The organism is Ruminiclostridium josui JCM 17888, from assembly GCF_000526495.1.
Taxonomy (GTDB): Bacteria; Bacillota; Clostridia; order Acetivibrionales; family DSM-1351; genus Ruminiclostridium; species Ruminiclostridium josui.
The window spans coordinates 3235881-3260230 of sequence record NZ_JAGE01000001.1 but is presented as its reverse complement, the minus strand read 5'-3'; the positions used below and the strand labels follow the sequence as shown (position 1 = coordinate 3260230).

General features: G+C 33.5%; 26 protein-coding genes and 1 pseudogene. 5 read left to right on the top strand and 22 right to left on the bottom strand.

Annotated features, from left to right (window positions below; translation table 11 throughout):
• The first annotated feature begins 8 nt into the window (after positions 1-8).
• The 3 genes from K412_RS0114635 to K412_RS21915 all read left to right on the top strand — a co-directional run bounded on the left by K412_RS0114635 (position 9) and on the right by K412_RS21915 (position 2111).
• Positions 9-1153, top strand: a protein-coding gene (locus K412_RS0114635) for an IS3 family transposase (protein WP_117385202.1) whose coding sequence is annotated in 2 segments (ribosomal slippage) — positions 9-252 and positions 252-1153 — 1146 coding nt in all. Because the reading frame shifts where the segments join, the coding sequence is not laid out codon by codon here.
• Between the two features lie 84 nt (positions 1154-1237).
• Complete coding sequence (locus tag K412_RS0114630) at positions 1238-1981, top strand: hypothetical protein (RefSeq protein ID WP_024833801.1); 744 nt, start codon at positions 1238-1240, stop codon at positions 1979-1981.
• Complete coding sequence (locus tag K412_RS21915; protein WP_081741782.1) at positions 1974-2111, top strand: cyclic lactone autoinducer peptide; 138 nt, start codon at positions 1974-1976, stop codon at positions 2109-2111. The genes K412_RS0114630 and K412_RS21915 overlap by 8 nt, the downstream gene beginning before the upstream one ends.
• Before the next feature lie 84 nt (positions 2112-2195).
• Here K412_RS21915 and K412_RS0114620 read toward each other — a convergent pair whose 3' ends face one another.
• Positions 2196-2795 (bottom strand): accessory gene regulator ArgB-like protein, encoded by a 600-nt coding sequence (locus tag K412_RS0114620; RefSeq protein ID WP_024833800.1) that lies wholly within the window; start codon positions 2793-2795, stop codon positions 2196-2198.
• Between the two features lie 101 nt (positions 2796-2896).
• Here K412_RS0114620 and K412_RS0114615 point away from each other — a divergent pair, with 101 nt between their 5' ends.
• Positions 2897-4471: a recombinase family protein gene (locus tag K412_RS0114615; protein WP_024833799.1), complete on the top strand. Its 1575-nt coding sequence runs from the start codon at positions 2897-2899 to the stop codon at positions 4469-4471.
• Between the two features lie 25 nt (positions 4472-4496).
• Positions 4497-4919 (top strand): annotated as a pseudogene (locus K412_RS0114610) (manganese catalase family protein); the annotation flags it as partial.
• Between the two features lie 68 nt (positions 4920-4987).
• Here K412_RS0114610 and K412_RS0114605 read toward each other — a convergent pair.
• The 21 genes from K412_RS0114605 to K412_RS0114505 form a co-directional block, all read right to left on the bottom strand.
• Positions 4988-6607 carry a PEP/pyruvate-binding domain-containing protein gene (locus tag K412_RS0114605; RefSeq protein ID WP_024833797.1) on the bottom strand — a complete coding sequence of 540 codons (1620 nt, stop codon included), beginning with the start codon at positions 6605-6607 and terminating at the stop codon, positions 4988-4990.
• 21 nt (positions 6608-6628) lie between these two features.
• Positions 6629-7066, bottom strand: coding sequence for a 3-hydroxyacyl-ACP dehydratase FabZ (gene fabZ, locus K412_RS0114600; RefSeq protein ID WP_024833796.1), 438 nt, complete (start codon positions 7064-7066; stop codon positions 6629-6631).
• A 48-nt stretch (positions 7067-7114) separates the two neighbouring features.
• Positions 7115-7765, bottom strand: a complete 651-nt coding sequence (locus K412_RS0114595; RefSeq protein WP_024833795.1) for a hypothetical protein — start codon at positions 7763-7765, stop codon at positions 7115-7117.
• A gap of 82 nt (positions 7766-7847) precedes the next feature.
• Positions 7848-8507, bottom strand: coding sequence for a class I SAM-dependent methyltransferase (locus tag K412_RS0114590; protein ID WP_024833794.1), 660 nt, complete (start codon positions 8505-8507; stop codon positions 7848-7850).
• 6 nt (positions 8508-8513) lie between these two features.
• Positions 8514-9506, bottom strand: coding sequence for an electron transfer flavoprotein subunit alpha/FixB family protein (locus K412_RS0114585; RefSeq protein ID WP_024833793.1), 993 nt, complete (start codon positions 9504-9506; stop codon positions 8514-8516).
• Positions 9499-10260, bottom strand: a complete 762-nt coding sequence (locus K412_RS0114580; protein WP_024833792.1) for an electron transfer flavoprotein subunit beta/FixA family protein — start codon at positions 10258-10260, stop codon at positions 9499-9501. The genes K412_RS0114585 and K412_RS0114580 overlap by 8 nt, the downstream gene beginning before the upstream one ends.
• A gap of 7 nt (positions 10261-10267) precedes the next feature.
• A complete protein-coding gene (locus K412_RS0114575) occupies positions 10268-11707 on the bottom strand; it encodes an AMP-binding protein (protein ID WP_024833791.1) in 1440 nt (479 codons plus the stop codon).
• A gap of 12 nt (positions 11708-11719) precedes the next feature.
• Positions 11720-12838, bottom strand: a complete 1119-nt coding sequence (locus K412_RS0114570) for an acyl-CoA dehydrogenase family protein (RefSeq protein ID WP_024833790.1) — start codon at positions 12836-12838, stop codon at positions 11720-11722.
• A gap of 20 nt (positions 12839-12858) precedes the next feature.
• Positions 12859-13830 carry a U32 family peptidase gene (locus tag K412_RS0114565; RefSeq protein ID WP_024833789.1) on the bottom strand — a complete coding sequence of 324 codons (972 nt, stop codon included), beginning with the start codon at positions 13828-13830 and terminating at the stop codon, positions 12859-12861.
• A 14-nt stretch (positions 13831-13844) separates the two neighbouring features.
• A complete protein-coding gene (locus K412_RS0114560; RefSeq protein WP_024833788.1) occupies positions 13845-14957 on the bottom strand; it encodes a hypothetical protein in 1113 nt (370 codons plus the stop codon).
• 37 nt (positions 14958-14994) lie between these two features.
• Complete coding sequence (locus tag K412_RS0114555) at positions 14995-15948, bottom strand: hypothetical protein (protein WP_024833787.1); 954 nt, start codon at positions 15946-15948, stop codon at positions 14995-14997.
• Positions 15932-16255 (bottom strand): PEP-utilizing enzyme, encoded by a 324-nt coding sequence (locus K412_RS0114550; RefSeq protein WP_024833786.1) that lies wholly within the window; start codon positions 16253-16255, stop codon positions 15932-15934. The genes K412_RS0114555 and K412_RS0114550 overlap by 17 nt, the downstream gene beginning before the upstream one ends.
• 26 nt (positions 16256-16281) lie before the next feature.
• Positions 16282-17121, bottom strand: coding sequence for a PHP domain-containing protein (locus K412_RS0114545; protein ID WP_024833785.1), 840 nt, complete (start codon positions 17119-17121; stop codon positions 16282-16284).
• Positions 17122-17136: 15 nt separating this feature from the next.
• Positions 17137-17919 carry a class I SAM-dependent methyltransferase gene (locus tag K412_RS21410; protein ID WP_024833784.1) on the bottom strand — a complete coding sequence of 261 codons (783 nt, stop codon included), beginning with the start codon at positions 17917-17919 and terminating at the stop codon, positions 17137-17139.
• A complete protein-coding gene (locus tag K412_RS0114535) occupies positions 17916-18185 on the bottom strand; it encodes an acyl carrier protein (RefSeq protein WP_024833783.1) in 270 nt (89 codons plus the stop codon). The genes K412_RS21410 and K412_RS0114535 overlap by 4 nt, the downstream gene beginning before the upstream one ends.
• Positions 18178-19494, bottom strand: coding sequence for a coproporphyrinogen-III oxidase family protein (locus tag K412_RS0114530; RefSeq protein ID WP_024833782.1), 1317 nt, complete (start codon positions 19492-19494; stop codon positions 18178-18180). The genes K412_RS0114535 and K412_RS0114530 overlap by 8 nt, the downstream gene beginning before the upstream one ends.
• A 1-nt stretch (position 19495) precedes the next feature.
• Positions 19496-19738 carry an acyl carrier protein gene (locus K412_RS0114525; protein ID WP_024833781.1) on the bottom strand — a complete coding sequence of 81 codons (243 nt, stop codon included), beginning with the start codon at positions 19736-19738 and terminating at the stop codon, positions 19496-19498.
• A gap of 8 nt (positions 19739-19746) precedes the next feature.
• Complete coding sequence (locus K412_RS0114520; protein ID WP_024833780.1) at positions 19747-21066, bottom strand: aspartate aminotransferase family protein; 1320 nt, start codon at positions 21064-21066, stop codon at positions 19747-19749.
• A gap of 23 nt (positions 21067-21089) precedes the next feature.
• Positions 21090-21821 (bottom strand): SDR family NAD(P)-dependent oxidoreductase, encoded by a 732-nt coding sequence (locus K412_RS0114515; protein ID WP_024833779.1) that lies wholly within the window; start codon positions 21819-21821, stop codon positions 21090-21092.
• A gap of 36 nt (positions 21822-21857) precedes the next feature.
• Positions 21858-23051, bottom strand: coding sequence for a beta-ketoacyl synthase N-terminal-like domain-containing protein (locus tag K412_RS0114510; RefSeq protein WP_024833778.1), 1194 nt, complete (start codon positions 23049-23051; stop codon positions 21858-21860).
• Between the two features lie 83 nt (positions 23052-23134).
• Positions 23135-24319 carry a U32 family peptidase gene (locus K412_RS0114505; RefSeq protein WP_024833777.1) on the bottom strand — a complete coding sequence of 395 codons (1185 nt, stop codon included), beginning with the start codon at positions 24317-24319 and terminating at the stop codon, positions 23135-23137.
• Between the last annotated feature and the right edge of the window lie 31 nt (positions 24320-24350).

Below are 24350 nucleotides of genomic sequence, written 5' to 3'. Positions count from 1 at the left end.
TGTCCATCATGAAACGCTATGATAAAAATTTTAAAGAACAAGCAGTCCGTCTTGTGCTGGAGCAAGGCCGTAGTGTACCAAGTGTAGCTAGGGATATCGGCATCCATGATAATACTATGTATAAGTGGTTAAATGAGTACAAAAAGCATAAAGAGAATGCATTCCCTGGCAGCGGTAATCTTAGGCCTGAAGATGAAGAACTCAGGAGTCTTAGAAAACGCGTTGCAGACCTTGAAATGGAGAATGAAATCCTAAAAAAAGTAACGGCCATCTTCGCGAAAGACCGGAAGTAAAATATTCTATCATTCATAAATACCGCTTCATATTTCCTGTTGAGAAGATGTGCCAAATACTTGATGTATCAAGAAGCGGTTATTATGCCTGGACTACAAGACCGAAAAGCCATCGTAAGCAATTAAACTGTGAGCTACTTGAAAGAATTAAGGAAATCCATAAGGTATCTCGTGAAACTTACGGAAGTCCCAGAGTAACAAAAGCCTTAAACAATGGTGGAATAAAATGCGGCAAAAACCGTGTAGCTAAGCTAATGAGAGAAAACAATATTGCAGCTAAAACCAAAAGGAAATTCAAGGCTACTACAAACTCCAAGCACAGCTATCCTGTAGCTCCAAATATACTAAATCAGGACTTTACGGCAACAAAACCTAACCAGATATGGGTTGCTGACATCACTTACATACCTACAGACGAAGGCTGGCTCTACCTGGCTGCTATTGTTGATCTATTTCAGCGAAAGGTTGTCGGCTGGGCCATGGACAGCACTATGACAAAGCAACTTTGCATAGATGCCTTAAAGCAGGCCATAGGCCGCAGTAAACCAGCTAGAGGCCTGATTCATCATTCTGATCGTGGTGTCCAGTATGCAAGTAATGAATACAAGAATGTACTCAAAAACAATGGCATTACACAAAGTATGAGCCGAAGAGGTAATTGCTATGATAATGCATGTATGGAATCATTTTTTGGTACACTTAAAACGGAGCTTATTTACTTAACAAGGTTCAAGACTAGGGCCGAGGCTCAGTTAGCTATCTTTGAATATATTGAAGCCTTCTATAATCGTATACGTCTGCATTCAAAGCTTGGCTATAGATCGCCTGTTGACTTTGAAAAGTTAAGTAAGACAGCTTAATTAAATTTTATGTGATACAAAGAAAATCGGAGAAATCCCGCCATTCTTTGTGTCTAATTTTTCGGGGTAAGGTCAGAGGTACATATGCAAAATTTCAGTGTGTTAAATATTTTTATTTTGTCAATGCCACAATTCTTTTTTTGTTTCATGTTTTCACTTATTATTCTTGGTAAAGGTAGCGAAGTTCCTTTCAAATGTGATTCAAGCAAACTATACATTAGCTTATTAAAAATGTTAGCATCTGCTTTTATAGTTTCAGTAGTAGGAGCTATAGTTGGCTATTTCATTCCTAACATGAATATAGTATCACTTGCGGATATGATTATTTATTGCTTGTTGCTTAAATACTTTTATAAATCATCATGGAAAGAATCAGTTATTGGAGTCGCGGCCTTTTCCCTTCTAATTATCAGTTTTGAAGCTTTGTACGTCCCATTTTGTATACGCTATTTTTACAATGGAATTGAAGCGAATTTGATTAATTCACCTGAGTTAAAAAGATTTTTATGTTTTTTACCTGAGAGATTGGTGCAAATAATAGCAATAGTATCTTTTTGGAATTTCAACTTTGCAATACAGAAATTTAAGCAGTACAAAATTGAGACGTATGGTTTCATTGCTATCATTTTTATGTTATTTTTTCTTGAAGTAAGTATTACTAAAGTGTATATAACATATTTTGAGTTGTTTAGCGTTGTTAATAAAATTACTCTTGGCATATGTTCTTGCGGTAGTGGATTGTTAAATTTTGTGATATTATATAACTACATAAAGATTATTACATACGTATCAAAGTTTCATTTGGAAAGGAGTATCAAGAATGAATAAAAAGTCCAAATTACTTTCAATTATTGATTCAAATGTGACAGCAATTGCAGAAAAGAAAGCTGAAAATTTTAGTTTTCTTTGGGGACATCAACCTAGAGTCCCTAAGTCTCTAAAAACAATTAAAAAATAGCAAAAAAAGAACAGCTCTACGGAGAAAGCTGTCATTAAATAAAATTTCTTGTCGATTTAATAATATCAAATTATTTGAAAACAGTCAATGTAGTTTGACTGTCTTTTTTATTGGTATTAATGTTAAAACTTCAAGCAAAATCCCAACACATATTGAAACAGAAATTATATATTGATTAAAAATAAAAAAGAATATACACGCTATAAAGTATAAAAAAGCAAAAGAAGAAAAAGATTTTTCTTTATACTTTATTATCTCATCTTCGTCTGTTATTTGGTTGTTTTGAGTACTACTAGGAGCGTACTTGAGTAAACAAATGTACCCAAATATAAATATAAATCCTAACAATATCATCGTTATAAAATTAGAATCCACTTGTAAATAGCTTATCAAAGTCCCCGGTATAACACAAATACAAGTGGTAAATAAAATGCATCCATTTTCAGTTTTCATATGAAAACCACCTGCATTTTTTCTTAAATAGGCAAAAGAAAATGATATTAAAATAGATGGTATAAAAGATCTTAGTATTAATGAACAAATGATAATTATAAGCAATTTTAATAAGTCTCCATATATGGCCTGAAATCCAAAATATAATATCATTCTTTTATTATGATTTTGATTTAAAAATGAGGTAATAAAGTTTGCACTTTGATAAGATACTTTTTCAATCAATCTCACATTTTACCTCCCATTACATTATTTATTAACCTTGACTTACATTTGCTTTTTATTTATTATATCACTAAAAAGTGATAAACTATAGGATTGGTGATAGCAATATGAAATACTGCATATATTTACGAAAATCAAGATCCGATATAGAAGCTGAACTAAAAGGAGAAGGTGAAACATTAGAACGTCATAAAAAAACGTTACTTGAATTGGCCAAAAAAAATAATTTATGTATTACTGAGGTGTATTCGGAAATAGTTTCAGGAGAGACTATAGCTGCCCGTCCTGTAATGCAGAAACTACTACAGGAAGTAGAGCAAGGTGCTTGGGATGGAGTACTTGTTATGGAGGTTGAAAGGCTCGCACGCGGTGATACTATAGATCAAGGCATTGTATCCCAAGCGTTTAAATATAGTAATACAAAAATAATAACACCGTTAAAAGTTTACGATCCTCTTAACGAATTTGACGAAGAATATTTCGAATTCGGACTATTTATGAGTAGAAGAGAATACAAGGTTACAAATAGAAGATTACAGCGAGGACGCATCACGTCTGTTAAAGAAGGTAAATACGTTGGTAACAAGGCTCCTTATGGTTATATACGTAAAAAATTATATAAAGATAAAGGGTATACATTGGAAATTAATCCTGATGAAGCTGAAATTGTTAAGATTATTTTTAGGTTATTTATCTATGGAGAAAATGATAAAAAATTAGGCATATCACTTATTGCAAAGAAACTAAATGAGTTAAAAATTCCCCCTCAGCAAAAGGACGTTTGGACATATTCTACAATAAAAAATATCCTCACTAATCCAGTTTATATAGGAAAAATAAGATGGAATTCTAGACCTCAAGTTAAGAAAGTTGTAGATGGTAAAATTGTCAAAGAACGTCCAAGAGCTAAAATAGAAGACTGGATACTGTCAGACGGACTTCATGATCCAATTATCCAAGAAGAAGACTATTATAAGGCCCAGAGTATGTTTAATACTAATTCTCCAAAATGCCCTAAGAAATATCCTGTAAAAAATCCTTTATCAGGTTTAATAATCTGCGGTTTTTGTGGAAGGAATATGGTTAGGAGGCCCCATCCAAATGGTCCCGACACATTAATGTGCCCAATTCCAGCTTGTGGTAATGTAAGTTCGATTTTAAGTTTAGTAGAGACTAAATTAATACAATCACTGGAATTATGGTTTGCAAATTACAAATTTGAAACAAGTAAATCTATAAACGATATATCAAACTCTTATGGTCAAGATATATATAGACTTAAGAAGGATGCCCTAAAAAAAATTGAAATAGAAATTGTAAGTACCGAAAAACAAATAAATAGCATCCATGATTTTTTAGAAAAAGGAATCTATGATCTTGATACTTTTTTAAATAGATCTAATGTATTAAGTGAAAAACTAAATGAGCTAACCACACAAAAAAGCAAAATAATAAAAGATATTAGTACTATGAATCAACAAAGCGAAAGTACTTTAATTATAATACCCAAAATAAGAAAAGTAATAGATATGTACAAAGCCACCGAAGATCCAGAACTAAAAAATCAATTACTAAAGCAATTAGTCAGCAAAGCTACTTATACAAAGAAAAAACCCACAAGATGGCATGGAGATCCAACAGATTTTGAGTTAGTTCTATACCCCAAATTGCCTAAAGACTAATTATAATTATCATTGATAACATTGTGGTGCAGAAGAACTGGCTCATATGGAAATCATATCAGCAATTGTATATCAATTGACCAGAGGCTTAAGTATTGAAGAAATTAAAAAGAGTGGCTTTGATACTTATTATGTTGACCATACAACAGCAATATACCCTATTGCTGCTTCAGGTATGCCTTTTACAGCAACATACTTCCAATCAAAAGGAGATCCAATTACAGATTTAACGGAAGACCTTGCAGCAGAACAAAAAGCAAGAACAACTTATGATAATATACTTAGACTGGCAGATGATCCTGATGTTAAAGAACCTATAAAATTCCTCCGTGCTAGAGAAATAGTTCACTTCCAGAGGTTTGGTGAAACATTGAGGACTGTACAGGAAAAGTTAAACTCTAAAAATTATTATGCCTTTAATCCTGAATTTGATAAGCCTACAAAATAATAGGATGCCATAATAGAGCAAAATAAAATCCAGCACCTATTGACGCTGGATTTTATTTTGCAAAGCTATCACTCTTGCACTGTTTTGAAAACCATTTGGAGCTCATTCATCCATTTTATCAAAGTTTGTAAATCTTCATTCAACTCTGGTGTAATTAGCGGTAATTTTTCCCCATAAACATTTCCCGTTGCTCCATCAATTGATATCCAATCACCTTTGTTGTGCTTAACTCCTTCAATATCAATAAAATACCCTTTCTCTTTATTAACCTCAGAATCTATAATATTAGATATTAAACATTTAGTTGGTACATGTCCGTAAATTGCTTCAAAAGAACACTGATTGGCATTATTGGGGAATATCAAACCATTTGTATCTTTTATGCCGTCTAATTCTGATTTCGAGCAACCGCCTAATATAAGAATTACGTCATTGTGTTCATTTTTTAAAGTTTCTAAAACATCATTAATTTTAAAATAAATTCTTCCTACTACTGCCCCTTTAAAATCTGTTTCACTTCTAGCAATAACTTTAGATTTCATTATTGCTTTTGGGGCAAACTTAGGGTATAAAAGAGTTCCCAGTTGTTCTTTATTCACCTTACCTATAACTTCTTCTTTGGTAAGTAAATTTTCCCTTACAAAATCAACTAATATTTTAATACTGGCAGAAATAGTCCTTTTTGCATTTCTAGTTTGCAACAAAAATAGTTTACCATTTTCAATAGTAAACTCTATATCCTGTACATCTTTAAAAAATTTTTCTAGAATATCCGCATATTCTACTAGTTGATTGAATATTAGTGGGTTTATATCTTTTATTTCTCTAGGAGTTCGAATACCCGAAACAATATCCTCTCCTTGTGCATTCATTAAGAACTCTCCATATATATTTTTTTCACCTGTAAAAGGGTTTCTGCTAAAAATAATACCTGTACCGGAGGTATCGCCCATATTGCCGTACACCATCTCTTGTATTGTAACCGCAGTATATAAATCATTAGATATTTTATTTAAGTTCCTATAATTAACTGCTCTTGAATTTTGCCATGATTTAAAAACAGCTATTATTGAGTTTAGTAATTGTGTACTAGGGTCTTGAGGAAATTCAGTCCCCGTTTCTGTTTTAACTAATTCTTTAAATTTCAATATAACTTCTATAAAATCATCATCCTCTAAATTCCAAGCATCACAAGTACTATTTTTATTTTTTTTGCTATTAAGAATATCTTCAAATTTAATAGCTTCTATTCCATTAACAACCTCTCCATACATCTGAATTAATCTTCTATAGCTATCATAGGCAAACTTTTTATTTTCTGTTGTCAAAATTAAGCTATTAACAATTTCATCATTTAGACCAATATTTAATATACTATCCATCATTCCCGGCATTGATACGCTAGCTCCGGAACGTACAGACAGCAAAAGAGGGTTTTTAGCTTTTCCAAACTCTTTCCCCGTATTTACTTCGAGAATTCTTATTGTTCTATCGATTTCATCCTTTATCTCTTCGATAACAGATTTTCCCTCGCTATAATATCTCTTACATAACTCTGTTGTTAAAATAAATCCTTTAGGCACAGGTAATCCCAAGTTGGTCATCTGTGCCAGGTTAGCTCCTTTACTGCCAAGAAAACTATTCATTGATGAGTTTCCTTCATCAAAAAGATAAATATATTTCTCCATAACTTTGCTATTCCTTATCATTTAAAATGTTACCTTTGCAAAAGTTAGTTTCCCCTTTGCAACCAACCTGTCGTCTACCTTGGCTTCTCCTTGTACAATAAAATAGTTATCTATCGCTTTAATCATGTTTAACTCCATTACCAAAGTATAACCGGGTTTTACAGACTCAAAAAATCTCATTTGATCTATAGCACCTAATACCACAAATTCGTCTTTATTAGTATCATCGTTATCGTTACAGCTAATCATTATAGAAGCAGCTTGAGCAAGTGCCTCAGTAATTAAAACACCTGGCATAATATAATGTTGTGGAAAATGTCCCACTAAAAAAATATCATTCCCAGAAATATTTTTGATGGCTTTTATTCTCTGCCCAGGTGTTATATCTAAAACCCGATCAACCATAATAATGGGAAATCTTTGCTTGAGAACCTTTTTTATTTCTTCAAATTCCATCATAATTTTAATCCTTTATCTTTTATAATATATACACTTCTTGTATTTGTGCTATTTTTCTAAGCACTGTTTTGTCCATGGACAAAACATAAGGCATTTTAAGCATCTTTCACAATCGTAAACATTTATTATATCTTCTCTGGATAAGGTTATGTCCCAGTTTTTACCAGTTAAGCAATTACAAAACCCCTGACATATAGTGCAGTCACCACAAAGATTATAATGTATTTGAATTTTCTCAGAACTAATGTCAATTGGTGCGTTAGTTAACACTGAACACGTACTCAAAGCACAACCATAATCTTTAGTTACTAAAAGTGCATTCTTTCCTATCCATCCAATTCCACTTAAAACCGCGATTGTCTTATGAGGTAATATTGAAGTCAAAGTATCTTCTGTATAAGAACCATTAGCAATATTGCTTTCTTCCGACTGGGAACATGCAGAGTAGCCTCTTTTCTCAATAAACTCAGCAAGCAAATCTGCAATTTTATCTGTTTCTTTTTCAAGTTCATTAAATTCTTCTTTGCTTTTACATTGAAAATTATTAAATCTCTTAATATAATCTTTTGACATTGGTTTTGCAAACCATATGGCCCATTTATAGCCTTTCGACTTAACTCTGTCAAACCCTTCCATACAGACAAATCTGACTATTTTTACGTCGTGGTGTAATAAAAATTCCTGAATGTCAGCCTTCATGTATAACCTACTCCCTTAATTTATAGGTTGCATATCTTACATGTACATTAGCCCTCATAATCATAGAAGCAGTATACATTAATTATTTTAAACAATGATAACATGCAACGGCACCAACCATTTCTAAATTAACTTTTGAGTAATTTTTAACCAACATATCATAAAACTCTTCCTTTGAATGAAATGGTGGTGTAAACAGACATTTAGGGACAAAATAACCATCAACGAACTTATCAGTAATTTTTCTTACATTTCTTACATAGGAACATCCTATTAAGAGACCACCTGGTTTAAGCACTCTCAAAATTTCATAAAATGCCTTTTCTTTATCAGGAAATACATGAAACCCGTTCATGGAAACAACAATATCAAAGGAATTATCCTCAAATTTCAAGTCCCCTACGTCACCTTGTATAAAGTCGACATTATTTATAGAAGCTTCTTTGAATACTCTTTCTGCTTTATCTAACATATTTTGTGAATAGTCTACGCAAGTTATTTTAGCCTTTTTAAGGCGCGAATACTTCTCCCTAGTAAATAAACCGCTTCCTGCAGGAACATCCAATAAAGTTCCATCAAAATCATCAGATAAATCTTTCAGTAAGTCTGGGGCATGTGAAAAGTCTTTGAATCCCCATGCAATCCTGCATAAAATTTTTGCTTTTAGTGAACTTGTAGAAAGAAATTCATCATAATCATCAGGATCATCATATGGTTTAAGCTCTACAACATTTTGATTCATATAGAATTACCTCCATTCATTTATTAAATAATCAAGCATCTCCACTGCATCTGCTAAAATAATTGAATAACATAATTGATGAAGTGGTGCATTTTTATCAGTGTTAATAGAAATAATCTTTGCTGCATTTCTCATTCCTTCCATATGTTGTAATGAGCCTGATATACCAAAAGCTAAATATAAATTAGGTGATACACATGATCCGGACATACCAATAAGGTCCGACTGTTCGGCCCATCCCATTTCCACTACAGGTCTGGATGCTCCAAATCCAACGTTATGTCTTTTAGCTAACCTTTTAAGCTTATTGACATTTTCTTTTGAGCCCAAGCCCATACCTGCAGCAAATATAACATCATATTTTTCCAATTTGGGAGTTACAGGAATGTTAAAAGCAGTAGAATTATTAAAATATATGTTCTTATGCGGTATTTCCAACGGTAATTCAATTGTTTCAATATCCAAAGTTTTTGTAATACTCTCAGATATTGAGATTCGTTGATAAGATGACTTCAATGCAGTTGACATTTTGACCGCACTTTTAGAAATAATATGTGCATATGTATTCCCTTCAAATGTAGGTCTTATTTGTACTATTTCATTATCTGTGTTGACATAATATTTAGAACATTCTGCAGTTAATCCCGATTCCAGTGCCGTAGCTAACTGTGCTGCTACTATTCGATTGTGTCGTGAGCTACTGAACATCAGGTATTGGGGATTATATTTATTAATTAAAATCTTCATTGCCTCCACATAGGCAACATAATTATTAATACCATTAAAAACGTTATTTGTTACACAGTAAATTTTTGACACGTTTAAACATTGCAAATGCTGTATAGGAATATCCTCATCACACCGTTTTGCTCCAAGTGCTATTACTTCGAGAGTGAATCTGTTATCCTTCATAACGTCCTGCAATTTATATAGCAAAGATAAAGATTTATCACGTTCATTAACGTCAGAAAAATTGCAGTACGCCCATACTTTACTCATTAACAAAATCACCTCCCCTTGTACTGATTATTTGTTTTAAAAATGATTTAGCTTGATTGATATCTTCTTGAATAATGTCACTAGATACCTGAGCCTGAACCTTTTCTGCTTTAATAATCTTAGTTGGGGACCCTGATGCTCCTACCCTATTCAAATCCATATTTAAGTCATCGTTAGACCAACAAATAACCTTCTTCTCTTTTGCTTTCATTATATTTTGTAATGACGGAAATGGTAGTTCCCATTCACTATTTACATCAGCCACTACAACTCCATCGTAATTCTTAAGAGTGTATTGATCGGTTATAAATTCATATTTTTCGTCAATTAATGCAACACTTTGAAGACAGTTACAGTACTGTGCCCCTATTCTGTAAGCAAGTCCAGCAGATATTTGACCTGTATTACTGTCAATGGTTTTATCTCCGCACAGTATCAAATTTATTTTCGTCGACTCCATTATTTTCTTTATTGCTGTTGATAGTACAAAAGTAGTAGCCAGCGTATCAGATTCTGCAAATGACTTGTCACTAACCAGGTATACAGAATCTACACCATAGCTGTATAAATCCTGCAATGAGTCTCTAGCTTTTAAAGGGCTCATGCTTAGAACTATTAATTTTGAATCTTTATTTCGCATTTTTAAAGTCAATCCCATTCCCAAAGCATTGCGGTCACTGGGGCTAAATGGAAGTCGTGATTCCATATAGGTAGGTATTGAACTTATATATTTCATACAAACGATAATGTTCATTCTTATATCACTTCCTCACAATTTTTCCTCGTGAATTTCTTTCAAGCTTATCACGCAGTATATATTCATCGGGAAGCATATACCCGGGCAAGCATTTCTTTAAATAGTCTGCAAGATTACCTACACATAAGTCTGACGCAGCTTCTATAGTAACTATAATTTTATCTCGTTTATTACTTCTATCTACTTTTGCATAACAATCAGTTATATTAGGGTATCCTCGGATATTATTTTCAATGTCCCCTAGTTCAACCCTAAATCCGTTAACCTTTGTCATATAGTCTTTACGCCCATGGAATACAATCAGACCATCATCATCAATATGTACAATATCTCCAGTATGATAGTACTGGTCCATTGATGCTGTCTTTTCAACACCTACATATCCCAGCATAAGTGAATCGCTTTTTACGCATAACTCACCCAATTCGCCAATATTTGCTTCTTTGCCATCATCATTAATAACTTTGATATTTGCATATGGGCAGCAATGCCCGATTGGAATCTGCCTGTCCTGCCGACTCCATGTATGGTTGTCTACCTCATAGTATGTAATGACATTTGTTTCTGTTGGTCCATATAAGTTGTACAAACTAACATGAGGAAGCCTTTCTTTTATTTTCTTTGCATTATCTATAGACAATGATTCACCAGCATATATAATATTTCTTAAATTACTAAATTCACATTTAGCAATATTTTCATCAGAAAACATATTAACAATAATATACGGTACAGAATACCAGACTGTTATTTTCTTTGAAATAATATACTTTATAAGTGAAGACGGAAAACAAGATATTGATTTTGGCAGCAAAGACAATCTAGCACCTGCGTAAGCAGAAACAAAAATATCAAAAATAGAAAGATCAAAGTGAAAAGGTGCATGGGAAGACAATACATCAGATTCTGTGACTTCAAAGTATTGTGCAGCCCATAAAATAAAAGCTATTGCACTACTCTGTGTATGCATTATTCCTTTTGGCCTGCCCGTTGAACCGGATGTGTAGAGTATATACGCCATAGACTCAGGAGAAGCCTTAGCCCTTTGTGGAATTTCTTTAGTAGATATATTATCTCTGTCAAACAAAACTGGCTTTTTGCATAATTTAGTAGATAATTCATAATTCTTCTTATCAGATATAATACAATCAATACTTCCATCCTTCACGATATATTCGAGTCGTTCAGGAGGAAGGCTCTCATCTAAGGGAACATATGCTTTACCTACTGATAAAATTCCATATATAGATATCAAAAAATCAATAGATTTGTCCATTAATATTCCGATAACTTGACAATCATTATCTACAAGAGAATTAATATGTGCACCAAACGACAGACTAATATTGTATAAGTCCTCATAACATATTTCTTCGTCTTTACTCTCAATAGCAATCCTCTTGGGATAATTTTTTGTACTGTTTTCCAAAAAAGAGAAAAGCATCTTTTCATCACCTCATATCATGCTGGAAATAATATTTCTCTGGATATCAGAAGTACCTGAATAAAATAAACTACCAAGACTATCTCTTAATTGCTGCTCGTTTTGGTATTCTGTCATATATCCTAATGTGCCCATATTTCTCATTGAGTCAAGGGAATTGGCAACCAAGCTCTCACTGATAAATAACTTAGCAACAGACGACATATAATAGGTATTTTTTTTATTTTTAAGTTGATCGGCAATTTCCTTCAGAAGCAATTTACTTGCTTCAAACTTTACAGCCATATCAGCAATTCGATTTGATATTGACTGATTCTCAATTATTGCACGACCACTTTGCCTTCGCTGTTTACAAAAGTCTATATTCCTTTTTAGCTGCGCTTCCATAATACCGACTTGGAAAGCTAACAATAATGGACGTTCCATTGACATTGTGTAATTGAATATCCCCATTCCTTGTCCCTCTTTGCCAAGCAGATATTTTTTTTCTACAAAACAATTGTTCATATATATGGATGCCATGGGTGACATTTGCATACCCATTTTATGGATAAGTCCTCCAACACAAAATCCAGTGAGATTTTTATCCACCAAAAAACAGCTAATGGAGCGAAATCCCTTACTACCCTTTTCCCTAGCATAGACAATATATGTATCTGCATAAGGAGCATTTGTTACATAGTTCTTGGAACCATTGAGAATATACCCATCATCGGTTTTCTCATAGGTTGTACTTAAATTAAATACATCAGAACCAGCAAGATTTTCCGAAATAGCATGTCCACCTATTTTACTGCCATCGCAAAAGCTTTTTAATACGGTATCTTTTATTTGCTGGGATGCAAAACACTGAATTGGATCGATGAAAGCCCAAAGATGAACATTAACAGAAAACATTATGCTCATGGTTTCCAAGCCAACCCCAATGCCGTACATTAAGTCCATAATGTTAGTAATTTTTTCTGAATCTCTATATACTTCTGTAGCAAACTGAAATATACCAAAGTCTCTGCAACGCTGCCACAATTCATAGAATTGGTTTTCATGTTCAGTTTGATTAACCGATTTATATAATTCACGTCCAAACTCTATGCCGATTTCTTTATAATTCATTTCATAATAGTTCTTCATTTGGTTCTCCTTTATCTTGTTTACATTACATTTGAAAATACGGAGGCTTTTTCAAATATTGACTTACATTTAGTGCATTCACCACAGTTGAATTTACATCTGGTCTTACTTTCAAAAAGTTCGTTAAGCTCTTGGTTTCTCACATTTATATATTGGGAAAGATTTTCGTCTTGTAAGAAAACAAAATTTCCATTATAACTCTGAGAACTATAAGCTTTAACTCTATCTGTGAGACATGCAATTGACACTAGCCTTCCTACTATTTTAAAATTATCTGTAATTTGCTTATAATGAATTAAGTCCTCTGGTCTTATGGCATTGTTTGTTAAACAAAAATAAGGGTTTTCCAAAAATTTACGTTTACAGTTTATATGATAATCACGTTCAGTGTTTGAATGAGCATAATGAGAATGATGGAATCTGCGCCAAGGACAATCCCCCAAACAATGTTCATTTACCATTAAACGTATTTTGGCACTCTTTAAAGTATTCTTTATTTCGTAAAGCTTTTCTAAGCGATAATTAACATTCATAGACGGAATAATAATGTCTGCTCCCATTTCCTCATAATATCTTGCCATTCTCGCTTCTGCAATTTCACAAATAGTAGATACTACTGTTTCCATATGAGTTTTTCTTTTTACTAATGAAATCAAGAATGGATGACTGGCAACAATACGATCCACCCCTACCTCTTCAAGATTTAGCAAATAGTTCTCTATCTGTGACCACCAATTGGTATCGCTTTTATCATGCAACCCACATGGAGCATTTAAAGCAATTTCATAACGTAACCCATTCTGATGTGCCAATGATATGCATTCGGATAACTCAGTCAAGCTATCAGCATATTGCGGGCGCCCTCCTGCTATGACATTCCGCAAACCGCCGGAATATACACTTTCAATATTAGCGCCAGTGCTAATCAATTCCCTTAAGTCATCGACTTTACCATTAAATCCTATTGATAGATTTGGTTTAAAATTATCCATATTTAAAGTTCTCCTTAAGATTTTATTATTTCTGATATTTGACCAGCATGTGTGAACAAGCACCAATGAGATGCAAAGTTAAGCATAATATGCTTACAATTGTCTACTGCTTTATCAATAATCTCATTATTTGACAACTTTGATATTACATCATTGGATGCTATAATATTTGTCATTGGAAATTTAATAAAATTAAGAGAGTCTAATAAGTCATACTGAGATAACTCCTTCATGGAATTAAGATAAGCAGTAAAATAATCTTTATCTGTAAACTTAGCTGATATTATGGGCCAGACATCTAATGGAATTCCAAATGGGTTTTTAGCCTGCTTGGAAAAAAAGTACATAAATACTTTCCCTGCACTAGCCATACTTTCAGCATCCATTAAAGAAGTTAAAGCAAGTGTACTCTTCTCAAAGTCGGAAAATTCCCCAACTCCATTAGAATTGTAATTACCCGTCACTGCATACAGTTTACTAAACCAACCCGGATATTTTTGATTGAATTGAGCAAAAACCTTAAAACCTGAGCACCATGTCAAAGCTATTACATGTTTATTAATACATTCTGATTCCAAAATTGCATTAATTTTACTCGGCGTATCATAAAACAAACCATAGTTTCCAGTAAATAGAATTACATTGAAGATATTAAAGAGGTTTCCGTACAGTCTTTCCCATATTGTCATATCTACGTTATATGCATTAAAGGCTACAATAAATGGAAAATCTTTGTTTTGTATACTTACCAGATACTCTATTTCATCATAAGATTTTTTAATCGCATTAGGAAAACCGTTTACCGTTTCTTTTATTTTAATCGAAGACTCATTTTGCAGATTCACATTAATATAAGGTAACTTTATATCCTTCATCTTATAATGCTGCATAAAATTGAGGTTTAGATCAGAATTATTATCTATATCTGTACAAGAGTATGGAATATTCAGAGCTTCAAAAATCTCTTTTGGACATAAACAATATGTATCATCAGTGTAAAATGATTTTAGAGTAATACTATTGTTTAGTATGCTTTCTGGTAAGGAGATAATATCTTTGTTGTATCTATTTCTATAAAAGTCAATTAGACTTTCCAAAAAAAACTCAAAATAGTAATTTACATTCATGGTTATTCCTCGACCTTCAACATTTTATTAAAGATTATTAAAATAGCAGATTAAGTATCCTGTGGTCTATTTTAATTAAATCCTTAGAATCTGATATCATAACCGAGTCATGGTTACTTAACTGGTATGGATTGGTAGCTGGTGATATAAGTGATAATTTATACCATAAGGTATTTATATATGCTTGAATATATTCCGTATCATTCAATTGCTTACATCTCGTATACAACTTATAAATTTTAGAGATTAATAATGCTTCCAACTCTTTTAAATCTTCTATGGACGTCAATTTTTGATCTATAAAAACAGAACCTATACTAAAATTATCTTTTAGATTTTGTCCAATTTGGTAAACGTGATTGTATAAATCAAGTTTAATATCAACAGAAGAATTATAAAATAATTCAATAAGTACACTATTGAATGGTAATAAAAAGTCAGCATCAATTAACTTTTCCGGTCTTAGGTTGCGGTAATGCCATACTATAAGTTTTGATGAATCCAGCTTATATGGGCCATGTATTTCCTGTGATATTTCATAGGATCTAAAATATATGAGTTCAGCATAAGATTTTAATAGTGCAATTATCCTATGAACAATATCTGAAGAGGTTTCCTTGGCTGTTTGATAACTGGAAGCTACAATCTCGGATTCATAAATGATATTTCCACCTGATAAATTTAAAATATCACTTTTTTTTAGTTTTGATAATAAAACCAATACATTGCTTACTAATGCCCTGTTTTCATCTTTTGTTCTGTATTTCATTGCCTTCACAAGAATGTCAAATGACCGTAGTATACCGGTAGGTCCTATATTTATCTGACTTTGTCCGGTACATGCTTCATTAATTGCCATTTTGAAGTCGGAGTAGTACCTATCTAATACTTCCTTTCCAAAAATTATATTGCGATAAGGCCATGATACCAACTCCCCATGTTGCCATACTTCTTTTAAAGCTGCTTTAAAGTCTTTAACATTCATATACATTACCAGCTCCTGCGTCCAGATAAACAGTTTGTCCATTATTAATCATTGTTTCACGACCCACCTGAGTAATACATGGTACCCCAATTTCCATAGCCAAAAGGCATGAATGTGCCAGAACTCCGCCTTCTTTAATAATCACGCCTCCAGCTTTCATAATGAGAAGACAATATATTGGATCACTGTTATCTAATATAAGTATTGTATTTTTATCAGTGTTGTTAATAGCTGAATCAATATCAGTAACAACAAGAGCAGTGCCAACTACTGTACCTTGCGTTACCGACTTGCCCTGACATATTAGTTTCATATCAGCCACCTGCCATTTCCATTAAACTATGTACGTAAAATCATTCCCGTATTAAAAATCAACTGATGGAATAATTGGTACTTTTCCAGGATTTTTTCTGCCCTTGTACATTTACCAAAACTAGTCCCAGAATGACAATCTGTACCAAGAGAAAGTTTAAGACCATACTTTTGCACATATTCCCAAAACTCATCGGGAAAAGTCTCAAAATAATACTGATCCCCTGTCATATGCTTCTGTCTGTTTATAGCTTTTTCGCCCTTATAAATATCTAAATCACTCATATTCTTTTTAAGTGCTAACAATTTTTTAAGTGTTGATGCATCAACTTTTTTTTGTCCTAAAGGTTCTCCTTCACATAATTCCAAGAAAATATTTCTTTCACTCATTTCCTTCACAATATTCTCTATATTATCTGAAAAGTTACGAGCAAAGTTGTTATGAGCCAGACCTACTGGAACTGTCAAGTATTCACGTATTTTAAACAGCTCCAATATAGATTTGCCGTCTACTGTTCCCCAGTCTTCTTTTTCCGTGTCAACATATTCAAAAAGGATATAGTCCAACATATTAAAGTCTTCTAAATCTCCATGTGAGATGTCAAAACCATATTTCCCTGAAAAATCAACTTCCAGACCTATATAAACATTTATACCCATATTGGCTGCTGCCTGCTTTAGAGTTGTGCACTTAGCTATATACTGATGAATATCATCAACAAAAAAATCCTTTGAGTATCGCTTTGTTTTCCAATGATCTGCAAGACCTATAGCAGTCACATCTCGACTTTTACATAAATTTATTAAATTATTAATTTCAATTCTTCCATCTGATTCAGTCGTATGGACATGCATATCTATTCTCATTTTTCTGGCCTCCAATTAATCTATCTTTTCAGCAACAATATCTGCCCCAATGATAATTCCGTTTTTAACTAAAAAGTAATAACTGGAACTATGATCGGAGATGCTTGATAATAATTGAGAAGATGCTTTTTCTATCTCTGTTTCGATAATACGAAAGCCGTGACGAGTCAGTAAATTACAATACTCTTCATATGAATAATCAGCCATTTCAGTTTTGGTTGCTTTTAATTTTTTGCTGCAAAGCGTTCCTTGAAAAGCAATCTTACCTTTACTCTTTAAAACACGATTACATTCAGACAAAAAATCCTCTTCCAAGCCACCGTAGACCGCATGCTGGCGAATAATTACATCAAAGTAATTATCTTGAAAAGTCATTTTATAAGCATTACCCTGAGTAAACTTCAGATTTTTATAGATTTCATCTTTCGAGCGAAATATAGCGTCTATGACTCGTATTGGGTCATTGTCAATGCCAGTAATCATTGTTTCTGTATATTTTTCAGCCAGTATACGTGCTGCTCCACCGTGTCCACTACCTGCATCCAGCACTGACATATCCTTAGTTATTCCTGCCATTTCGGCAAGTCTTAAGGTTGCCTCTGCACCACCCGGATGCATCTCATGGTTTGACGACCTAGAAGCTGCCTCATCCCGACTAAATATCTTTTCATAATTTCTGATATCATAAGACTCACAGAAATCTATAAAGTCCTGCTTATCAATAATATTCTTACTAAACAGATAGTCTAAAAAACATAAAAATATGTAAGAATGCCTTTCTTGATTTGAATTTATCATACCAACACACCTGGTCTCATTAATTCTTCTGCCAGCCCACTGATAGTATCAAGGCTTTCAATTGAAAGATCATCAAAGTCAATTGTTTTCTCAAGGTGTTTTTCAATTTGGATTATATACTCCAACAACTGAATAGATTCAATTTTTAAATCATTAATCAATGAAGTATTTTCATTAATTCCTCCACTTTCCGCATTTAGTTGTTCAAAAAAGCTACAGGCCGATAAGGCTTTAAATAAACTTTGCTTTATCATTTCACTATCCATTTTTTATCCCTCCAAAATCAAAGTTTTTGTACTTTAACATAAGATTCTCCATATCTTTAATTTTCTCCGGCATAAAGAAGGTTCTAATTAAGTCGTCGATAAAGAATATTAAATCATAACGTACCTTTATTAAGGACGGTGTAACATCCACAAAACCACGGCTCTCCAATTCCTTAAATTGCGTAAAATATTCATAGGGCTCTACTTTATATTTCTCTGTAAATTTCTCACGATCTATTTTTCCGCACTTCATTCCAAGAATAATACCACGTAATATAATTTCATCATTAGGCATTCTATAAGCACTTGTAGGTTCAAAATTATTGCTCATATAGGAATTCATATCGTAGGTCTTTTGATATACACATCCGTTTAGAATTCCATTTGAAGCTATTCCCAATGCAATAAGGTCTTCTCCTGAATTCCTATACTGTCTGTATTTTGATACATATTGAGGTCCTTTTGAAAAGCTATATGTACTGGACATAAGCTCATAACCATTCCTCATGAGAACATCGTAGAAATGTCTAATAAAAGATAGCTCCTGTTCTTCTGTCATAGTTTCGATACCATTTTCACGGCAATACTGTGTTAACTTGCTATTTTCATATAGCTGCATTTTGTATACAGTGACATTTGTAGGGCTAAACTTAAGCAGTTGATTAATGGTATAGTTCCATGATTCCTCGGTCTCCATCAGCATACCGGACATAATGTCAATATTGTAATTATCAAACTCAGCTTGATTTAACCTGTTAATAAGTTCAATGCCATCTTTAACAGAACAATTTCTTCCATTAGCTCGCAGCACAGTATCATCAAAACTTTGCATTCCAATACTTACACGATTTGCTCCAGCACTTTTTAATACTTTAAGTTTTTCTAATGTTGCTTCATTACCGGGGCGAACTTCAACGTTAATCTCTATGTCACTAGATAAATTAAAATGTTCGCGAATACTGCTAAATAGCTTCAAAAAGGATTCTTCGGAAATGTAAGTTGGTGTTCCACCACCTATATAGATAGAATCAATCACTTTATCCTTAATTGCTTCTTTTGAGCCTATATATTCCATTTCTTCACATAGCTTGTCGACATAAGCATTTACTTTACTCATACCAGCAGTTAATGATGTAAAGTAGCAAAAGTCACATTTCTTAGGACAAAATGGAATGTGTATGTATAAACTAGCTTTGTTACTCCCTCTCATTATCGGCTCAAAAACATGTTTAACATCCTTCTTATTATAAAGCATAATAGGAGGATAAATACTTATAGGAATATCCCTGCGCAAATTATATTTATTCATATTATCCAACCCTCTGATTAATATAAGTAACCAGCAAATCAACATTTTCGAAGTTTTCTATCTCCAATTCTGCCGGATCTATATTAATGTTCAAATTTTTTTCAATGAGCAAAATTAATTGCGTTGTCTTAAGTGAATCTAGGATTCCGATGTCAAATAGTGAATCCTCGTTACTGTATTCAATACCTCTAAAGTTAACCTGGTCAATGAGTTTTCTAATATCACTTGCATTAACCGTTGACATATGATCACCTACACTTTCATATTTTTAAGTTTATTGACAGAGTGTTCAAAGATTGCATCCAATCTACTACAGAATAAATCAATGTCGTCTTTACATATTGCTATATTTGAATAAAAAGTGGTCGTGTTTGATAAAAGTACTCCATGATCAAACATGGCCCTGCTTAAAACAGTTTCTAACATATCAGGCGGTATGTGTAAATTTGGCTCCCACTTTCTGCAAGAAAATGAACTGCATGTAGGGTGTCCGTGGATATCAATACTAAAGCCGTAATTTGAAGCTGTCTCTTTAAATTTTGCAAGGAGTTCTGAAAAGTGTTCTTCCATGTGCTTGTATACCTCTCCATTATTACGGGACAGTATATCAATTGTTTTATTTGCAGCTACCAATCCTAATGTATATCCATTGAATGTACCTCCGTGAGTAACCTTATTGGTTCCATATAAGTCCATGATCTCCCGTTTGCCACCAATAACAGATAAAGGCATAGCCCCTCCAGAAATAGCTTTTCCCAAAACAGTAAGATCAGGTTTGATTCCAAATAAGCGTTGTGCACCTCCTAAAGATACTCTAAAACCGGTAATTACTTCATCAAAGATTAAAACAATATTGTTTTGTGTACACAAGCTTCTTAAGGTATCTAAATATACTGGTGAGGGAGTCATACTTTTAGTATTTACGCAAATGGGCTCAGTAATAATTGCAGCCACCTGGTCTTTATGGGTTTCAACAAATGCCTTTAAAATATCAATATTATTCCAGGGGAGAATATAAGATTGACTTTCCATAATGCCTGTAGCACGGCCATATGTTCCTCGTGGGTCTCCATTATATTCAATAGGATAATAATCAACATCATTTACTGGCTTTCCACCCATAATATTATCTGCATTTCCATGGTAGTGAGAAATAAAACGTATAAATTTGGATTTCCCTGTATATGCCCTCGCCAACCTTAATGCATTTTGAACCGCTTCTGTACCACTCAGTGAAAAACGGACTTTATCTATGGAGTTAAAATTTTCACAGATTTTTTTACATAAATCATATTCTATGTATGATAAGTTTGTAGCAACTATCATATCAAGAGCACTTTTTATTGCCTCTATATATTCGGTATTTTTATGGCCCAAAATGTTAGCCCCGAACTTACAAAAAAAGTCAAGGTATTCATTAGAGTCTAAATCCCAAACACGTGTACCCTTACCATCTTTAAAATGTACTTTTGTAGCATCCCAACTTCTCCTGAAATTGTAATGTACGCCACCGGCAAGATATTCTGATGTTTTATTATTGTATTCTGCTGATAGTTTTGTTACATTAGTCACAACTTCACCCCTTTCACATGCATCTATACCATACCACCATCCATGGTTATAACAGTGTTTTGGCAAAAATGATTCCCGTTTGCCAAGAACAAGACCATCTGAGCAACCTCTTCCGGGGTTCCAAATCTGTTTAAGGATATCTTTTTCTTTAGAGAATCACATTGTTTATCTCCAAAGTCTGCAATCATATCTGTATCAATATAGCCAGGAGCTAGCACGTTAACCCTTATTCCAAACTTGGCAAGTTCCAAACCTAAAGACTTTGAAAATGCAATTATTCCACCCTTGGATGCAGCATAATTTGCACCTCCAATGGTTCCGTTAATTCCATGAGTGGATGAAATATTGACAATAAATCCTTTTCTTTCTTTAAGCATTAGAACTGCAAATTCTCGGCACATGTAAAATGTTCCAGTTAAATTAACATTAATAACATTATGCCAATCTTCATCCGACATACTGATAATCAAGTTATTACTTATTATTCCTGCATTATTAACCAGTCCTACCAGCTCATATTTTTTTTGAACAAACCATTCTTTAAAAGTTCTTACTTCCTCCGAGTTTGAAACGTCAAGTTTATAACATTCACACCCAACATTGTTTTTTTGTGCAATATCCACTAATTCATTATGGTGTTTATTGCTGTGTAAATAGGTATAAACTACTGAGTAAGAATTTTTTAATAACAGTTTGACAATTTCATAGCCTATTCCCCTTGAGCCACCTGTTACTATTACTGTATTTGTAAACATTCCAGAGTCCTTCTTTCTTAAAGTAAATACTGTCTCCTAATTATAATTTCTTAGCACAACTACAGAATTATTGCCTCCAAACCCAAAGGAATGATTTACAAATATACCAATATTATCATCCTTGATTGCCTCTGTGATAACTTTAACATCACACACTTCATCTTGAGGAATTGATTTAGAAGACGGTGGAAGGATACCATTTTTGTATATCATGCATATAGCCACAGTTGCAACCGCTCCCGCAGCTCCCATCATATGTCCCACTGTTCCTTTGATAGAGCAAATTCCTTTGAGATTTTTTTTATCGGGATAAACTTCCTTTATAATAGCGGACTCTGTTTCATCATTAGTGGGAGTACCTGTTCCATGAGGCATAATATATTCAACATCTTTGTATGTGATGCCGGAATACTTGAATGCTTTTTCTACCGCCATTATTATTCCATTCTTTTCCGGGTGAGTTAGGTGATATGCATCATTACTGCTTCCAATGCCTAAGACCTCACAATAAGCACTTTTCTTTCTTTTCACCATATCAGATTCTCTTTCAAGTATAACTATGCCAGCCCCTTCAGTTACCGTAATACCGTCCCTAAAACTTGAGAATGGCTTGCATGTGGATTGGCTTAACGACTTTAAACTGTTAAATCCGGCATAATTTCTTAATGAAAAAGAGTCTGCACCGCCTACAACTATAATATCAACCAGTTTGTTTTTTAGCATTGTAAAAGCTAAATCCATTGCCATATTTGACGAAGCACATGCATTATGTACACATAAATTTAATGCATTCAGCTTAAAGTAATCTGAAACACCCTTGGAAATGTTGTAGCTGGAATATCCGTACTTTACAAATCTTCCTGTTTTTATATAGTTGTCAAAAACATCGGATTCTGCATCATTATTTCCAATAATAACCGCAACTCTTTTATTCAATAAGTTTGATTCATTTAGCCCTGCATCCTTTAGCGCACTATCCACAGCATAAATAGCGTATTTTGCAGTATTTGGCATACTTTCTGACCCATTAATTAATTTATCTATACTATTTTTCTGCTCTTGCGTAAGTCGAGCTGTCCTTTTATCATCGCCGTGGCCAGGGAATGCAGTTGTTTCAATAGTATGAGAATATTTCTCATTTATCAAATTGTTGTAGAAATCCTGAGTGCTAATACCGATTGGAGATACCACTCCGATTCCAGATATCAGTATCCTCTCTATTTCAATCATCCCTCTCGCTTTTATTAACACCTGTATATTTAATTTACTTACTCTATTAAACTCTAACGGTATTTGTATTAAAGCATTGAATATTATACTTTGGCTTTATCTCCAAGAAATACCCTACTGGAAACCAAGTCTTCCATTACTTGACTATAAAACTCGAAATCTTCATTGCGGTCCTCCGGCTTAGTTCTTACCGCTTTATCAGCCCATGATTTGCAATAATGACACTCATCGCAAATACCAGAACATTTACGATCCACGAATTGTTTGAGAAAGCCGTCCAAAGACCTGTTATCAATATGGGGCCTATGGGGCCTAAAGGTTGCAAGCTTGTTAAATGAAGGTGATTTGAGATCTTTAGCCCCCCTCATTACAGGTTCAAAATCCGGAGTTTGAACATCTTCCTCCACACCTATGATAGAATAATCCAGAATATCTGATAAGTTTCCATCATATGTTCTTGATGCATAAGCTTTGGCAGCTCTTGTAATCCAATGTGTCTTCATTCTCCTTCCGCTAACCTTAAATGAATCAAAACCCAGATCTTCATAATACTTAACATCCTCAGGACGAATATACCTTGCAGAAATCATCAGACTAGGATCATTCATGCGATCTATTAGGCAGCGAATTGAACAGTAATCTATATAAAATCCACCTGTTTCATGGTTTGTTTGAGAAGCATGGCCGCATGTATTGTAGTGATATACTCTATAAGGGCAATCATAAAGGCAAGCATCGTTCAATAAAAGAGTTAATTTGCAATTAACTGCTTTTTTAATTTTCTCTAGCATACGAAAATCTCGGTTTATCATATTATCAATAACAATTTCATCAACGCCAAGTCTTTCAAAATGCTTTGCCTTTCTAGCTGTGCCAACGTGGGCAGCAATTGCTGATTTAACAGCAATTTGTGGGTGACGCTTTTTAATAATTTCGATTATATATGGTATCGAAACTGTAAACCCATCTACTCCTATACTTACAAGCCAATCAATATTTTCAATTAATTCACTGTGTCCTTTGACAGAATACTCACGATTATTCATGCAAGGAGCATTAAGAACATAGCTGAACTTGAAACCTTTTTCATGGACTTTTTTAATATATGCAGGCATGTCCTCTTTTGTTGTCTTACCTAACACCATTGATGGTCTTCCGGTTCCAACCGGTGTTGCACTATTACAGCCATATACTTCAGTTACTGCCGATATTTCCGATAGGTTATCTATAAGTTCTGAATCCCAGTTTATTCCCACTGATAATTTCATAATATAATCTCCTCCCAATTTACATCTACTC

Excerpts from the sequence above, each read along its gene's own strand:
- K412_RS0114615 (WP_024833799.1), top strand. The coding sequence starts at position 2,897 with ATGAAATACTGCATATATTTACGAAAATCAAGATCCGATATAGAAGCT.
- K412_RS0114605 (WP_024833797.1), bottom strand. The coding sequence starts at position 6,607 with ATGGAGAAATATATTTATCTTTTTGATGAAGGAAACTCATCAATGAAT.
- K412_RS0114590 (WP_024833794.1), bottom strand. The coding sequence starts at position 8,507 with ATGAATCAAAATGTTGTAGAGCTTAAACCATATGATGATCCTGATGAT.
- K412_RS0114510 (WP_024833778.1), bottom strand. The coding sequence starts at position 23,051 with ATGATTGAAATAGAGAGGATACTGATATCTGGAATCGGAGTGGTATCT.
- K412_RS0114630 (WP_024833801.1), top strand. The coding sequence starts at position 1,238 with ATGCAAAATTTCAGTGTGTTAAATATTTTTATTTTGTCAATGCCACAA.
- K412_RS0114595 (WP_024833795.1), bottom strand. The coding sequence starts at position 7,765 with ATGAAGGCTGACATTCAGGAATTTTTATTACACCACGACGTAAAAATA.
- K412_RS0114545 (WP_024833785.1), bottom strand. The coding sequence starts at position 17,121 with ATGAGAATAGATATGCATGTCCATACGACTGAATCAGATGGAAGAATT.
- K412_RS0114505 (WP_024833777.1), bottom strand. The coding sequence starts at position 24,319 with ATGAAATTATCAGTGGGAATAAACTGGGATTCAGAACTTATAGATAAC.
- K412_RS0114580 (WP_024833792.1), bottom strand. The coding sequence starts at position 10,260 with ATGAACATTATCGTTTGTATGAAATATATAAGTTCAATACCTACCTAT.
- K412_RS0114550 (WP_024833786.1), bottom strand. The coding sequence starts at position 16,255 with ATGAAACTAATATGTCAGGGCAAGTCGGTAACGCAAGGTACAGTAGTT.
- K412_RS0114535 (WP_024833783.1), bottom strand. The coding sequence starts at position 18,185 with ATGGATAGTGAAATGATAAAGCAAAGTTTATTTAAAGCCTTATCGGCC.
- K412_RS0114565 (WP_024833789.1), bottom strand. The coding sequence starts at position 13,830 with ATGGATAATTTTAAACCAAATCTATCAATAGGATTTAATGGTAAAGTC.
- K412_RS0114525 (WP_024833781.1), bottom strand. The coding sequence starts at position 19,738 with ATGTCAACGGTTAATGCAAGTGATATTAGAAAACTCATTGACCAGGTT.
- fabZ (WP_024833796.1), bottom strand. The coding sequence starts at position 7,066 with ATGATGGAATTTGAAGAAATAAAAAAGGTTCTCAAGCAAAGATTTCCC.
- K412_RS0114560 (WP_024833788.1), bottom strand. The coding sequence starts at position 14,957 with ATGAATGTAAATTACTATTTTGAGTTTTTTTTGGAAAGTCTAATTGAC.
- K412_RS21410 (WP_024833784.1), bottom strand. The coding sequence starts at position 17,919 with ATGATAAATTCAAATCAAGAAAGGCATTCTTACATATTTTTATGTTTT.
- K412_RS0114585 (WP_024833793.1), bottom strand. The coding sequence starts at position 9,506 with ATGAGTAAAGTATGGGCGTACTGCAATTTTTCTGACGTTAATGAACGT.
- K412_RS0114570 (WP_024833790.1), bottom strand. The coding sequence starts at position 12,838 with ATGAAGAACTATTATGAAATGAATTATAAAGAAATCGGCATAGAGTTT.
- K412_RS0114575 (WP_024833791.1), bottom strand. The coding sequence starts at position 11,707 with ATGCTTTTCTCTTTTTTGGAAAACAGTACAAAAAATTATCCCAAGAGG.
- K412_RS0114530 (WP_024833782.1), bottom strand. The coding sequence starts at position 19,494 with ATGAATAAATATAATTTGCGCAGGGATATTCCTATAAGTATTTATCCT.
- K412_RS21915 (WP_081741782.1), top strand. The coding sequence starts at position 1,974 with ATGAATAAAAAGTCCAAATTACTTTCAATTATTGATTCAAATGTGACA.
- K412_RS0114515 (WP_024833779.1), bottom strand. The coding sequence starts at position 21,821 with ATGTTTACAAATACAGTAATAGTAACAGGTGGCTCAAGGGGAATAGGC.
- K412_RS0114555 (WP_024833787.1), bottom strand. The coding sequence starts at position 15,948 with ATGTATATGAATGTTAAAGACTTTAAAGCAGCTTTAAAAGAAGTATGG.